Source organism: Gilliamella sp. B3892, assembly GCF_026536305.1.
GTDB lineage: Bacteria > Pseudomonadota > Gammaproteobacteria > Enterobacterales > Orbaceae > Gilliamella.
In genome coordinates this window covers 119,914-134,124 of sequence record NZ_JAFNOK010000002.1, presented here as the reverse complement: position 1 = coordinate 134,124, position 14,211 = coordinate 119,914, and the positions used below count along the sequence as shown (strand labels likewise).

The 14,211-nt window shown below is 38.7% G+C and carries 12 protein-coding genes; 8 read left to right on the top strand and 4 right to left on the bottom strand.

Going from position 1 to position 14,211, the window contains the following annotated elements; all coding sequences use genetic code 11:
- Positions 1-76: 76 nt before the first annotated feature.
- From J3U74_RS03275 to J3U74_RS03265, 3 genes are all read right to left on the bottom strand, one after another.
- The gene (locus J3U74_RS03275; RefSeq protein WP_220219321.1) at positions 77-832 is read right to left on the bottom strand and encodes a GntR family transcriptional regulator; all 756 of its coding nucleotides are present in this window, start codon (positions 830-832) and stop codon (positions 77-79) included.
- A gap of 139 nt (positions 833-971) precedes the next feature.
- Positions 972-2,159: a mannose-6-phosphate isomerase, class I gene (gene manA, locus J3U74_RS03270; protein WP_267329685.1), complete on the bottom strand. Its 1,188-nt coding sequence runs from the start codon at positions 2,157-2,159 to the stop codon at positions 972-974.
- A gap of 170 nt (positions 2,160-2,329) precedes the next feature.
- Positions 2,330-3,514 carry a carbohydrate porin gene (locus tag J3U74_RS03265; protein WP_267329686.1) on the bottom strand — a complete coding sequence of 395 codons (1,185 nt, stop codon included), beginning with the start codon at positions 3,512-3,514 and terminating at the stop codon, positions 2,330-2,332.
- Positions 3,515-3,878: 364 nt separating this feature from the next.
- Here J3U74_RS03265 and prfA point away from each other — a divergent pair, with 364 nt between their 5' ends.
- The 5 genes from prfA to J3U74_RS03240 all read left to right on the top strand — a co-directional run bounded on the left by prfA (position 3,879) and on the right by J3U74_RS03240 (position 11,325).
- Positions 3,879-4,964, top strand: a complete 1,086-nt coding sequence (gene prfA, locus J3U74_RS03260) for a peptide chain release factor 1 (RefSeq protein ID WP_220219324.1) — start codon at positions 3,879-3,881, stop codon at positions 4,962-4,964.
- Entirely contained in the window at positions 4,961-5,797 is an 837-nt protein-coding gene (gene prmC, locus J3U74_RS03255) for a peptide chain release factor N(5)-glutamine methyltransferase (protein ID WP_220219325.1), read from the top strand. Before prfA ends, prmC begins: the two co-directional genes overlap by 4 nt.
- 18 nt (positions 5,798-5,815) lie before the next feature.
- A complete protein-coding gene (kdsA, locus tag J3U74_RS03250) occupies positions 5,816-6,670 on the top strand; it encodes a 3-deoxy-8-phosphooctulonate synthase (RefSeq protein ID WP_305054793.1) in 855 nt (284 codons plus the stop codon).
- A gap of 557 nt (positions 6,671-7,227) precedes the next feature.
- Positions 7,228-8,643 carry an OprD family outer membrane porin gene (locus J3U74_RS03245; protein ID WP_267329687.1) on the top strand — a complete coding sequence of 472 codons (1,416 nt, stop codon included), beginning with the start codon at positions 7,228-7,230 and terminating at the stop codon, positions 8,641-8,643.
- Between the two features lie 9 nt (positions 8,644-8,652).
- On the top strand, positions 8,653-11,325 hold the full coding sequence (locus J3U74_RS03240) for a beta-N-acetylhexosaminidase (protein ID WP_267329688.1): 2,673 nt from the start codon (positions 8,653-8,655) through the stop codon (positions 11,323-11,325).
- A gap of 117 nt (positions 11,326-11,442) precedes the next feature.
- Here the strand turns inward: J3U74_RS03240 and rraB are convergent, their stop codons facing one another.
- Entirely contained in the window at positions 11,443-11,838 is a 396-nt protein-coding gene (rraB, locus tag J3U74_RS03235; RefSeq protein ID WP_220219329.1) for a ribonuclease E inhibitor RraB, read from the bottom strand.
- 72 nt (positions 11,839-11,910) lie between these two features.
- Here rraB and rnm point away from each other — a divergent pair, with 72 nt between their 5' ends.
- The 3 genes from rnm (at position 11,911) to J3U74_RS03220 (ending at position 14,209) form a co-directional block, all read left to right on the top strand.
- The gene (gene rnm / locus J3U74_RS03230; RefSeq protein WP_267329689.1) at positions 11,911-12,744 is read left to right on the top strand and encodes an RNase RNM; all 834 of its coding nucleotides are present in this window, start codon (positions 11,911-11,913) and stop codon (positions 12,742-12,744) included.
- Between the two features lie 107 nt (positions 12,745-12,851).
- Positions 12,852-13,472 carry an L-threonylcarbamoyladenylate synthase gene (locus J3U74_RS03225; protein ID WP_220219331.1) on the top strand — a complete coding sequence of 207 codons (621 nt, stop codon included), beginning with the start codon at positions 12,852-12,854 and terminating at the stop codon, positions 13,470-13,472.
- Between the two features lie 32 nt (positions 13,473-13,504).
- Complete coding sequence (locus J3U74_RS03220; protein WP_267329690.1) at positions 13,505-14,209, top strand: DUF3592 domain-containing protein; 705 nt, start codon at positions 13,505-13,507, stop codon at positions 14,207-14,209.
- Positions 14,210-14,211 lie beyond the last annotated feature (2 nt).

Below are 14,211 nucleotides of genomic sequence, written 5' to 3'. Positions count from 1 at the left end.
TATTTGGTTTTCATTGATATACTTACTAGACTAATGTGTGATAGCGAATAAAGCAGTACGGCTTTTTGGTTGTGATTTAATGATTTAATTCAAAAATAAAAGAGTTAATATCGCCCCGATATTTGGAAATTGAATATTCAATTGCCAGTCGTTCTTGGCTGAAGGCGGTTGAGTGAAAATAAAAAATCGGATCGCCTTCTTCAATATCTAACAAGTCACTGGTGGTTTCATCGGCTTTGATCACCTCTAATTTACGGCGAATTTGCAATATCGGGTAGTTCATCTTTTCCAATGCGCTATAGAGCTTTTCTTGGGTGAAATCGTGATCAAGAAAATTGGGTAACCGTGCAACCGGTAAATAGGTGGTAACGAGCACAATTGGCTTATTTTCAGCATAACGCAGGCGGACGAGTTTATAAACCTCATCGTTTTCATCAATTTGCAAATTGGTTGCGATTTCGCAAGTGGCTTTGTCTATTTTGAAGGTTAGCACTTGTGTTTTGGGTTGTAAGCCTTTGCGATTCATTTCAGAATCATAACTTTCAATAATATGAGTAAATTCTTGATTTATCTTCTGTTGCTTAACGATTGTGCCTCGTCGTTTTCGTCGTTCTAAATAGCCTTCATTAACTAAGTGTTGAATGGCTTGCCGGACAGTCGGGCGGCTGACTTGATAAATATCGGTTAGCTCACACTCTTTGGGAATTAATTGCCCTTGAGGATATTGACCTGACTGTATTTTTTTTAATAAATCTTGTTGAATAATCAGATGACGTGGCGTTTTATTAATAGGATTCATAATGATAGCGTCGGATAAATTATATAACGACATATTAATCGAAAGCTTAATTTATGTAAATTAAATCTACAATAGCCTTTAGAAAGTTAAGCTAGTTTTTTACCACAAAAAACTACTTTGGGCTTAACTTTCACATCATATAAGCAATTTAATTGGTTTATAACTAATAAGATTAATTAAACGCTTTGGCTAAGATGCCTTCTCCTTGATAAGTATATTGTTGAGCTTGATAGGCAATAAATGCACTTTCACCTTTTGCTAGCGTGATAGTGTCAGATGCCGTTGATAAGCTGACTACGCCGTGTAAACACAATAGGATTTGTGGCGAGCTGACTTGATCTTTTCGTGTTTGATTGTCACTTTGGATAATTTCAAACTTAAAATCTTTAACCGGAACGGGGTAATCAATCTTATTTTGATTGATTACCGGTTGTATCAATAATTGATCGGCTTGAGCGCTGACAAAACTGGTATTATTGATTAATTCGGTAATATCAATATGTTTATGAGTTAATCCCGCCCTCAAAACATTATCTGAATTCGCCATTAACTCCAGCCCGGTGCCACTGAGGTAAGCATGCGGTGTTTGTGCTGCTAAAAACATCGCTTGTCCCGGTTTGAGTTCAATAATATTGAGCAATAATGGCATGATAATTCCGATATCACCCGGAAAATCTTTCGCCAGTTGTTTTATGGTGATAAAAGGCTCTTTAATCAATAGTGTTATGCTTGACAGTAACTCGCTTATCACGGTTTGCTTGTTATCGCCAGCAAGGGTAAGCAAAAATTGGAAAAAACATTTTAACTGCTCGGGGCAGGGGCTGTTTTTCAATTGAGCCACTTGCTCACTTAAAGACGGCAGAGCGAGTTGCTCAAACAGCGCCACTATTTGCGCAATCGGTCGAAATGAACGCATCGCTTTAAACGGGGTTAAGGCATAAATTAACTCCGGTTTATGATTGGCATCTTTGTAGTTGCGATTAGGTGAATTGAGGGCGATACCGAATTGGTTCTCTTTTTCAAACCCTAATTTAGCACTGGCTTGTGTTGGATGCACTTGAATCGATAGTGCTTTGCTTGCCGAGAGAATTTTAAATAAGAAGGGCAGACCGGCAAAGGTTTTAAACGTTGTTTCACCCAGCGCCGCAAGTGGTGAGTTTTCGATGAGTTTATCGAGCTTGATAGGCTGATGCGCTTTGTCGATAGCTATCGAGCTTCCCAACGGGTGATCTCCCATCCAGACTTCTGCCATGGGTTTATCGGTAGGATTTTTGATGCCAAATAGTTTGGTTATCGCATCCTTACTACCCCAATCGTAATATTTAATCGTATTTTCCAGTTTCCATATTGTTCTATCCATATTTTCATCCCGCTTTAAGTTGCCTAGTGATGTCAATATTGTCTAATTTAACCAGACTGCTTTAACTATACGCTTGCCAGAAAACTATGCAACTGTTATTAAAATAAGCCAATTTATTGCATTATGTCTGCATAAATCGGCTTATTTTATTTAAGCTTGATTTAGCTTAGTTAGAAGAAATATTTAAATCTAACTCGTGCCCCGTAGCGGTCATCGGTGTTGTCACCATGCGATTTACTTCTGTCTAATATTGACCAGTAAGTCCCTAAATACATGTTGAAGTTGTCCATGTCTAACACATTATCAATCAAATAAGAGGCATTGACGGTGTGGATCTTATATTTGCCTTTATTGTTGATATGACCGTCTTTGATATGGTTTTCCGGATTGAATTTTTTGATATCGTTATTGGCAAAATAGTAGCCAAGCCCCAGTTTTTCCCAAACGATATCGGTGCCGATTGTCATATCTTTTTCATCCTGGGCGTTCATATAGGCAAAGCTGGTATTGATTTTAAGCCCTTTATTGGCGGCATCCCAATCACCTTCACTGTTCCATGAAATGGTTGCGCCATATCCTGTTCGTTTCGACTGATCGTGAAACTTGCCGTCACTGTCGTGATAACCATAAGCATTTTTAACGATATTGGTTTCGGCGGCTATTGCCGTTGAAAAATGGTCATTTTTCCACGATAAAACCGGGCGCAAGTAGACAACGTTTTTCTTTTTATCGATCTGATAACCATGATACGTTGATTTGTTAAACATCTTCTCGCCATTGTTAACTAATGTGTTTAATTGAAAATTAAAGTTATCTAAGAACGGTTTATTTAACGCAATACTGCCGCCATTTTTACTGCGTCCTCGTCCCTCTTTCATCATGTATATGTAACCAAAGCCGTCTTCATATAAATCATTGGCGGTATTACCCGAATACTCCAAAAAGGTATCTTGCCCAAGCGGGAACATATCATAAGCTTCAAAGCGACCGATTTTGATATTCCACTCATTTTTTTGCCCAAAATAGAAAGCCGCATCATCCAGATTCATATCGCCACCCAGATCGGCAAGTGGCTGAACAACAAAGCCGGCAAAGTTTTTATCGTTAATTTCACGGTAACCGTCTAAGCCGATTAAGATACGTCCATTGATATCCCAATGATCTTTATCAGACGGTTTATTCTTTTTATCTGCGGTTTCTTTTAACGAGCTTAGCTGTTGTTTACTGCTGGCGGCATCAACATTAATCTCAACATCGCCATATAATTTTAGTTGCCCTTGTGGGGTATCCCACTCGATTGCGGCATTTGCCATTGAACTTATACCAATTAAGCTAATCATGACTATTTTTTTCATAAAACCCACTCCCTAATAGCGAAAATATTCAATCTGTCACAAGTGATGTATGCGATAACATTTTTTACTTGATTTAATACGTATTATTAGTGGTAATGATACAATTAAATAAGAAATGATATCGTTTACATTTTTTGATGTTATAGGTCCTAGCGGTTTTTGCAAACTGTAAAGATTCATTTCTGTGACACGTGTAACATTTTTAGTGAAATGATTTATCCTCGATATACTTTGCTGGTCTTTTAAGCCGTTAATGCGAAAGGGCGAGAATAATTTGCAAGGAAGTAGAAACTGTATTTTATAGGCGATTAAGTATATAATGCCGGGCAAATTTAATTAATCATCACCAAAAATAGATATATTTATGAAATCATCCATTATCAGTAAGTTGGAGACTCTACAAGAGCGTTATGAAGAAGTTCAGGCGTTATTGTCAGATGCCGCTGTTATTGCAGATCAAAACCGTTTTCGCACCCTTTCAAAAGAGTATGCTCAATTATCCGGCGTGGTGAAGTGCTTTGCTAGCTGGAAACAGACACAAGAAAATATTGAAACGGCTAAAATGATGCTATCTGATCCTGAAATGAGTGAAATGGCACAAGAAGAGCTGGATGAAGCATTGGGTCAAGTTGAGCAACAAGAAAAAGAGTTGCAAGTTCTGCTATTACCAAAAGATCCGAATGACGATTACAACTGTTTTGTTGAAGTCAGAGCAGGTACCGGCGGCGATGAGGCGGCCATTTTTGCCGGCGATTTAGCCCGTATGTATACCCGTTATGCAGAATCACGTAACTGGCGAGTTGAAATTATGAGCGCTAGCGAAGGCGAACATGGTGGCTATAAAGAAGTGATTATGCTGGTCAGCGGTGACGGTGTTTATGGTAATTTAAAATTTGAATCCGGCGGGCATCGTGTGCAACGTGTGCCGGAAACTGAATCACAAGGGCGTATTCACACCTCCGCTTGTACCGTTGCGGTTTTGCCGGAGATTCCGGAAGCTGAAATGCCAGAAATCAATCCGGCTGATTTAAAAATTGATACCTACCGTTCATCCGGTGCCGGTGGTCAGCATGTTAATACCACCGATTCAGCGATACGTATTACCCATATTCCAACCGGTATTGTGGTGGAGTGTCAAGATGAGCGCTCACAGCATAAGAATAAAGCCAAAGCGATGTCAGTGTTAGCGGCGCGTATTCAAGATGCTGAAACTCGTAAACGCCAGCAAGAAGAAGCCTCAACTCGACGTAACTTATTAGGGTCGGGTGATCGCTCTGATCGCATTCGAACTTACAACTATCCGCAAGGTCGGGTGACCGATCATCGTATAAACCTAACAATTTATCGTTTAGATGAAGTCATGGAAGGTAAGTTAGAAATGTTAATCGATCCAATTGTTCAAGAGTATCAAGCTGATCAATTGGCTGCTTTATCGGAACAGGATGAATGACCTATTTACAATGGCTTAAATCTGCTTCTCAATCGTTAACCGATAGTGACAGCCCAAAGCGGGATGCCGAGATTTTATTGAGTTTTGTGACTCACAAAACCCGAACATTTTTAATGGCCTTTAGTGAAACCTTGCTGTCAGATGAGGAGCTTATCGCTTTAGACGGTTACTTAAAACGGCGCCAAGTTGGTGAGCCAATCGCTTATATTACCGGTGAAAAAGAGTTCTGGTCTTTAAAATTTAATGTGTCAAATTCGACCTTAATACCCCGACCAGATACCGAAAAATTAGTTGAGCTTAGTTTAGACTATTTGCCTAAAGTGCCTTGCGAAGTGTTAGATCTTGGCACTGGCACCGGAGCCATTGCTATTGCGATGGCAACTGAACGACCGGACTGCCTGTTTACTGCGATTGAAAAGAATAAAGATGCACTGCTTTTAGCGCAAAAAAATGCCAGTCAGATAGGTGTTAACAACGTCTATTTTTTACACGGTGATTGGTATAAACCGATAAAGAATCGCAAATTTTCGATGATTATCAGTAACCCGCCGTATATCGAACCGACCGATATTCATTTATCACAAGGGGACGTGCGCTATGAGCCTAGAAGTGCATTAGTTTCAGAAGATGACGGGCTGGCGGATATTAAAGTGATTGTGCATGGGGCAACTAAACATTTGAATCAATATGGCTGGTTGCTAATAGAGCATGGCTGGAAACAAGGCCTTGCAGTGCAAACAATCTTTAAACAACACGGATTTCAATTAGTCGAAACCTTCACCGACTATAGTGGCAATGACAGAGTCACGCTCGGTCGCTGGTTTAAACCTTAAACAGGAAATATTTTTATGATGAAGCAAAAAAAAGTCAAAGTCGGTGATATTACCGTTGCCAATGATTTACCCTTTGTGCTATTTGGTGGCATGAATGTTTTAGAATCACGTGATTTAGCCATGAAAGTTTGTGAGCACTATGTCACTGTGACTGAAAAACTCGATATCCCGTATATTTTCAAAGCTTCTTTTGATAAAGCCAATCGCTCATCTGTCCATTCCTATCGTGGACCGGGTTTAGAAGAGGGAATGAAAATTTTTCAGGAACTCAAACAGCAGTTTGGCGTGAGAATTATTACTGATGTGCATACCGAGCAGCAGTGCCAGCCCGTTGCCGATGTAGTTGATGTTATTCAGCTACCCGCTTTTTTAGCCCGCCAAACCGATCTCGTGGTTGCCATGGCGAAAACCGGCGCAGTGATTAATGTTAAAAAACCGCAATTTGTTAGCCCGGGACAAATGGGTAATATTGTTGAAAAATTTGAAGAAGCCGGCAACGATCAAGTTATTCTTTGCGATCGTGGTAGTTGCTTCGGTTATGATAATCTGGTGGTGGATATGCTAGGTTTTAACGTGATGAAAAAAGTCAGTCACGGTTCACCGGTTATCTTTGATGTAACCCATGCTTTACAATGCCGTGACCCAATGGGCGCCGCATCCGGTGGACGTCGAGGACAAGTCACCGAACTGGCACGTGCCGGTATGGCCGTTGGCATTGCCGGATTGTTTTTAGAGTCGCATCCAGATCCTGCTCATGCAAAATGTGACGGTCCGTCGGCACTACCGTTGGATAAGCTTGAATCTTTCTTAATTCAGATGAAAGCAATTGATGAGCTGGTCAAAAGTTTTGATGAGATTGATACTGAAAATTAATCGTCTTTATTGCCTTTGTTGGTATCAATTAAAAAGTTTATATTTTACGTTTAACTTTCTATAATCTTCAATATTTTAAGAGAAACCTTATCCGTTTCTCTTTTTTTTGTGCCTTTTTGCTCAATTTCAGTCAGTACCTCTTCTACTTTTGCTAACGGTTAGTCGATTTTATCCTCCACGCGATTTAAAACCTGAAAATATCAAAAAAAGAGCTATTCCTTAAATAAAAACACGGATTTCTTATTTTTTATTCCGAAAAAAGTTAACATATTAATCGAGTAAATAGCAAAAAAAATGGCTATTTTGGTGATGAAGATCACGATTTAAGAACATTTAATTTGCTAACTAAAATATGTTTATGCATTATTAAATAGCATTTTATAGGCAATTATTTAAAATTTTGATAAGAACTTGGTGATACATAATTGTTAAAAGGTGCGATGAAATAGGACTATTTAATTAATTTTTTTTAAATAAAATGATTTTTTACTAATTGAGATAAATCGTTACAATTTGCTCAATTATACATGAAATAAAGTCATCTTAAGGAAGCCGATATGAATTTACCTAAACCTTTGTTAACACGCCGTTCATTAAATCGTATAACCAAGCTGATTTTATCCATTTCTCTCTTAACCAGTGTTGTGCCTGCTCAAGCTGCCGACAACAGTTCATTTATTGATGATTCTTCGCTTTCGGGTAATATCTTTTTCTGGAATCGAGATCGAGAACGAAAAGATGTTATTAAACATAAATATGAAAGCAATATTCGTCAATCTACCTTTAATGCTAATTTAGATTTTCGCTCAGGATATATTGCCGATATGTTTGCCATTGAGCTGGGCGGATATGGCGCTTGGGAAGTAAGCAATGGTGGTAATGGTCATCCAAATGAAATTGGTTTTAGTGGTGCACGTACTCGCTGGGATGAGGATTGGAAAAAAGATGTCAGTGGGGTGAGCTTTTATAAAGCACAAGTCAATTTTAAACACGATGAACACTTTTGGCTAAAAGCCGGTTTTATTCAGCCGTCCGGTCAAACATTATTAGCCCCTCACTGGAGTTTATTACCCGGTACTTACCGCGGTTTTGAATTAGGTACTACTCTCGATTTTGATCAAGCCGGTGCCTTATCGATGTCTTATATGTGGTCAGATAGATATAAAGCACCATGGTATAAACGTCTTTATGAATTTAAACAATGGGGCAAAGGCAAGAAGATTGATTATCTACATTCTGCCGGTTTGAAATACGACTTTAAAAATGATTTAGTGTTAGAAACCGCCTTTGGTCAAGCCAAAAATTATATGAATCAATATTTTGGTAAAGTGTCTTATAAAACCGATGTGCTGGATAATCCGTTAACCATGAGCTATCAATTTTATGGAGCAAAAGACCAGTCTCATAAAGGTGATAATGTTTACGACGGCTTAGCATGGTTACAAGCGGCAACATTAGGTTATCAAGTCGGACCCGTTGGTTTACGCCTTGAAGGGGTAGCGGTTAAGGCTGAAGGTAAACAAGGCTTTTTTTTACAACGTATGACGCCGGATTATGCTTCTTCAAACGGTCGTTTAGATGTGTGGTGGAATTCACGATCTGACTTTAATGCGAATGGGGAAAAAGCCCTATTTGCTGAAGTGACTTACGATTTAGGTGATCTGTCATCTTATTTAGCCGGTTGGAAAACTGGGGCATCTTATGCCTATGGTTGGGATGCTAAACCCAATTCGACCGAAAAAAACCAAAAACGACGCTTAATTGAGTCGGCTTATAACTTCGATTTAGGTTACACCGTACAAAATGGCTTAGCAAAAGATGTGTCAATGCAATTGCATTACACTAAGTATAATAATCACTCAAATAGTATACCTAGCTGGGGAGGTGGCTATGGCAATATCTTCCAGGATGAGCGAGATATTAAATTCATTGTTACTGTTCCATTCACCATTTTCAATGCTAAACAAAAATAGGTAAATATTATGAAAAAGTTTAAAACAGCCATATTAGCAATGTCGATAACATCGTTATTAAGCTTAGGTGCTTCACAATCGGCATTGGCATCGGAACAAATTGTCGATGCAATTAGTTCACAACTTGATGTTAATTTTAAAGTTGTTGATAATTTTGTTGGGCAACATGGTGTGGATTGTGCGGCTTTAGGTGCCGATTGGGCATCGTGTTTTAAAGCCAACATCTCTTTAACCAATACCGGTTCGGAAATTAAAGATAAAGACTGGGCAATCTATTTCAGTAGCATTCGTATGATTCTTGCGGTTGATAATGAGCAGTTTAAAATTACGCATCTAACCGGCGATCTTCACAAAATCGAACCAACCGAAAAATTTACCGGTTTTCCGGCTAAAAGTAGCATTGATATTCCTATCATTGGCGAGTATTGGCAATTAAGCCAATCAGATGTCATCCCTCGTTGGTATGTGACATCAACCGATGCCACGCCGAAAGTTATCGGTAATACTAACACTGAAAACTTGGCGGATTTTGTGTCACCGATTGGTGAGCAGTGGAAGCGCACGCCTGATGATCACAATATTTTAATGACGCCAGTCACTCGGTTTGAGCGTAATGCCGATATTAAACAGCTTGATGAAAAAGCATTGCGTGGGCAAATTATTCCAACGCCTTTACATCTTACCCTTGCTGAAAAAGATATCACGCTGGATAAAAATGGCATTCATCTTCAATTAAAAGGACTTAATGACGCCAGCTTATCAGTTTTAAATCAGCAGTTTGATAACTTAGGCATCGCATTAACCGATAAAGGTTATAAGATTGTTGCAAATATTGATGCGAGCAAATTTAAAAATGGGGTATCGGGTGCTTATCAACTCAATATTGACGATAAGCAAGCGACCATTACTGCCTTTGATGAGCGTGGAATTTTTTACGCCGTAGAATCGATCTTGTCGTTGATTCCGGTCACCGAAAAGCCAACCATTGCTATGGTAAAAATCGAAGATTCTCCACGTTTTGATTATCGGGGCATTATGTTAGACACCGGACGTAACTTTAAAACAAAGCAAGCGGTGCTAAGGTTACTCGATCAAATGGCGAGTTATAAATTAAATAAATTCCATTTTCACCTTAGTGACGATGAAGGTTGGCGAATTGAGATCCCAGGACTTCCGGAATTGACCGGTGTTGGTAGTAAGCGTTGTCACGATCTGAGTGAAACAAAATGTTTATTACCACAATTAGGATCGGGGCCTGATAGTGATAATTTAGGTAGTGGCTACTTTAGTCGCAGTGATTATATTGAAATTGTCAAATATGCTAAAGATCGCTTTATTGATGTCATCCCCGAAATTGATATGCCGGCACATGCCAGAGCGGCAATTATGTCTATGGAAGCACGTTATCAACGCCTCATGGCAGAAGGTAAACAAGCAGAAGCTAATGAGTTTCGTTTAGTTGATCCTACCGATGATTCAAATACGACAACGGTACAATTTTACGATCGAAAAAGTTATCTAAATCCTTGCTTAGATTCATCTAAACGTTTTGTCGATAAAGTGATTACTGAAATTGCAAAAATGCATAACGAAGCCGGGCAACCACTCACCGTTTGGCATTTTGGTGGTGATGAGGCGAAAAACATTCGCTTAGGTAATGGCTATCAAGACCTCCATGCTGCGACCAAAGTTGAGGGTAAAGGGTTAGTTGATCAAAGCGTTGAAGATCATCCTTGGGCAAAATCGCAAGCTTGTCAAACACTGGTTAAACAAGGGGTGATTAAAGATATTGAGTATCTACCTAGCTATTTTGCAATTCAAGCCAGTAAGATTATTAAAGACCATGGCATCAATCACATGCAGGCATGGCAAGACGGCGTAAAACATGCCGATAATGCTAAAGCGTTTGCTGTCGATAAAGTAACAGTCAACTTTTGGGATGCGCTCTATTGGGGAGGATATGATTCAGCCAGTGAATGGACAAACAAAGGCTATCAGATGATTATCTCAAATCCGGATTATGTTTATCTTGATTTCCCGTATGAAGTCAATCCGCAAGAGAGTGGCTATTATTGGGGTACCCGTTTTAATGATGAACGCAAAATGTTTAGCTTTGCGCCAAATAATTTACCGCAAAACGCCGAAACCTCAACCGATCGTGACGGTAATGTATTTAGCGCCAAAGGTACTTTGAATTGGACAGGCAGTTATGGCTTGTCAGCACAGTTATGGAGTGAAATTGTTCGCACGGATGCGCAAATGGAATACATGATGTACCCTAGACTGTTAGCAGTAGCGGAACGAGCTTGGCATAAAGCCGATTGGGAAACGGATTATCAAAAAGATCGTGAATATGAACAAGGAAAAACGCACTATGTAGACCAACAAAAGTTACTTGATGACTGGACTCGTTTTGCTAATGTAGTTGGGCAAAAAGCGTTATCTAAGCTCGATCTTGCTGCAATTGATTATCGCTTACCACTACCCGGTGCAAAAATTGAAAATGGCCAGCTAACCGCTAACATTGTTTTCCCGGGTTTGCATATTCAATACTCTAACGATGACGGCAAAACCTGGCACCGTTACACTACGCCGGTGGCAATTAATAAGGGAGAGACAATTGTTGTTCGCAGTGTTTCGCCAAATCAAAAAAGAACAAGTCGGGTAGAACAAGTGAAATAATCCATTAAATACTCAATTCTTATCCGTTAATCAAACGGATAAGAATTTGTTTGGATTAAATAAAATTAGTTGAGTTGTTTTGATTTAATCAAAGGGGCTGATAACTGCCGATAGGAATTAGTGCAGTGTTTCTTCTTCAAATATGTCATCAAATATCTCATCACTGCCGTCTTCAAAATAAGTTCCCCACCCGTCATAATGTACGCCAAATTGATTTGCCAAAGTAACAATTTGTTCAATCTGCGCATTAATTAATTTAGCATCTAGTGGACATTCGGCAACAATATCAAAGCCAATAATCGCATTGCCTGCATCATCAATATCTTCATCTGGGTCGGTTGCTTCATAGCCTAGTTTGTAGGCTTCAACTGCAACTTTTTCAAGTTTATCAAAATGTTGTGATGAGATATGGTGTTCAATAATATAAAGCGCATGAGGATCGCTACCGTCTTGTAATAGGTTTTCAATAATTTCCAGAGTATTTTGTTGAGCAAGAAGAATTTGATCTTTCATAATTTACCTTTTAGTGGTCACGCAAATTGTGTGGTATATTACACGTTTAAAAATTATTTTCGAGAAAAAAGTGTGATCGTCGATTTACATTCTCATACTACCGCATCAGACGGTATTTTAACACCGAGTGAGCTTGTCAAAAGAGCGGCTGAAAACAAGATCGATCTTTTAGCCATTACCGATCATGATACGGTCAAAGGCTTGCCCGAGGCAAGAGCGACGATTGAAAATGAACATTTACCGGTCAAATTAGTTTGTGGTGTTGAAATATCAACCGCATGGAAACATAACGAAATCCATATTGTGGGTCTAAATGTTGATATCGATAATCCACAGTTATTAGCGTTACTATCATCACAAGAGCAAGGGCGGATTAGCCGAGCGCATGCAATTAGCGAGAAGTTGGCTAAAGTTAGTATTGAAAACGCTTACCAACAAGCGCAACAATTTGCTAAAGGGGATATTGTATCACGAGCACATTTTGCCCGCTTTTTAGTGGCAAATGGTCATGTTAAAGATATTAAACGTGCATTCAAACGCTATTTAGGTAAAGGTGGTTATGCCTATGTGCCTGCGCAGTGGTGTAGTATTGCTCATGCCGTCGAAGCGATTCATACCGCAGGTGGGCAGGCTGTGTTAGCGCACCCGACTCGTTACGATTTAACGTTAACCAAATTAAAATTATTAATTCAAGATTTTAAAGATTGTGGCGGTGATGCGCTTGAAGTTTCGCAAAGCCGACAAACGCAAGATGATTTACAACGTTTAGCTAAATTAGCCAATGAGTTTGAATTACTGGCGTCACAAGGCTCCGATTTTCATGATTTGGTTAATTATCTTGATTTGGGTAAAACAACGCCATTACCCGATAGTATTACCCCGATATGGCATAATTGGGAAATTTAGTATCAAGTAGAAATGAAGCCGATTTTAGTTATGTGTTAAAGCGATAGTGTCGCTGTAATCTTGAGCACTAAAATCCGATGTTAAATTTATCAACATAGAAGAACATTATGAGCCAAACTTTTTATATTCACCCTGATAATCCACAAACACGTCTGTTAGATCAAGTTGTCAAAATATTAAACGACGGCGGTGTGATTGCCTTTCCTACTGATTCGGGATATTCGCTTGGTTGTTTACTCGATAATAAATATGGCGTTGATCGTATTTGTCAGATTCGCAATCTTGATAAGCATCACAACTTTACCTTAATGTGTCGTGATCTCTCTGAGCTTTCTTCTTATGCCTTTGTCGATAATACAACATTTCGCTTATTAAAGAATAATACACCGGGTAAATATGTATTTATTTTACCGGCAAGTAAAGAAGTGCCACGCCGCTTAATGAACGAAAAGCGTAAAACCATTGGCTTACGCATTCCTGATAATAAAATAGATTTAGCGCTTCTCGAATTATTAGGTCAGCCCTTAATGACTACCACCTTAATTTTACCTAATGATGAAGAAGCACAATCCGATCCGGACGAGATTGAAGATAAAATTGGTCATCAACTTGATGCCATTGTTCATGGTGGTTATATTAGCGAACAACCCACCACAGTGATTGATCTTACTCATGATTATCCTGATATAGTTCGACAAGGTAGCGGTGATACCGCACCTTTTATATAAATAAAATTAATAAATTAATATAGGAAAACAAAATGAAAAAAGTCATGGCATTTATTTTTATAATCAGTATTGGAATATTAATATTGGTAGCGCGTCAATCGATAAAACAGATAGATTTTATTAATTCTTCAGTCAGTGCTACAGGCACCATTGTTGATTTTGAAGAGTCGTATTCAAAAGATTCTGATGGCAACCGATCAGTTTCTTATTTTCCTATCTTTCAATTTGTTGATAATCAAGAACAAGTTAGAAAGGTGAAATCAAATGTTGGTAGTAATCCTCCCGCCTATGAGAAAGGCGATGAGATTGAAATTTTATATGATCCGTTAAATTCGAATCATGCAAAAATTAATACTTTCTTCTCAATGTGGCTTGGCGAAATGATTTTTGGAATCATTGGCATCCTACTATTTTTAATTAGTATTAGTTATTTTTATTATCAATTTAAGAAAAATAAATTAAAACGTCAGATGCTGACAAGTGGCCGACAAATTGAAGCGAAGATAAATACGGTTGAACAAAACACCGCATTATCTGTTCGAGGTCGCTCGCCGTATATCATTTACTGTCAATGGCAAGACAGTATAACATCAAATCATGTCTATCTTTTTGAAAGCGAAAATATTTGGTTTGATCCTAGTCCTTTCATTGATAAAGAGACAATAACTGTCTATATTGATGAAGCAAATCCAAAACGTTATTATGTCGATATTAGTTTTTTACCTAAGGTAAAATAAAT

Excerpts from the sequence above, each read along its gene's own strand:
- J3U74_RS03275 (WP_220219321.1), bottom strand. The coding sequence starts at position 832 with ATGTCGTTATATAATTTATCCGACGCTATCATTATGAATCCTATTAAT.
- prfA (WP_220219324.1), top strand. The coding sequence starts at position 3,879 with ATGAAATCATCCATTATCAGTAAGTTGGAGACTCTACAAGAGCGTTAT.
- J3U74_RS03265 (WP_267329686.1), bottom strand. The coding sequence starts at position 3,514 with ATGAAAAAAATAGTCATGATTAGCTTAATTGGTATAAGTTCAATGGCA.
- manA (WP_267329685.1), bottom strand. The coding sequence starts at position 2,159 with ATGGATAGAACAATATGGAAACTGGAAAATACGATTAAATATTACGAT.
- J3U74_RS03245 (WP_267329687.1), top strand. The coding sequence starts at position 7,228 with ATGAATTTACCTAAACCTTTGTTAACACGCCGTTCATTAAATCGTATA.
- rraB (WP_220219329.1), bottom strand. The coding sequence starts at position 11,838 with ATGAAAGATCAAATTCTTCTTGCTCAACAAAATACTCTGGAAATTATT.
- prmC (WP_220219325.1), top strand. The coding sequence starts at position 4,961 with ATGACCTATTTACAATGGCTTAAATCTGCTTCTCAATCGTTAACCGAT.
- J3U74_RS03220 (WP_267329690.1), top strand. The coding sequence starts at position 13,505 with ATGAAAAAAGTCATGGCATTTATTTTTATAATCAGTATTGGAATATTA.
- J3U74_RS03240 (WP_267329688.1), top strand. The coding sequence starts at position 8,653 with ATGAAAAAGTTTAAAACAGCCATATTAGCAATGTCGATAACATCGTTA.
- J3U74_RS03225 (WP_220219331.1), top strand. The coding sequence starts at position 12,852 with ATGAGCCAAACTTTTTATATTCACCCTGATAATCCACAAACACGTCTG.
- kdsA (WP_305054793.1), top strand. The coding sequence starts at position 5,816 with ATGAAGCAAAAAAAAGTCAAAGTCGGTGATATTACCGTTGCCAATGAT.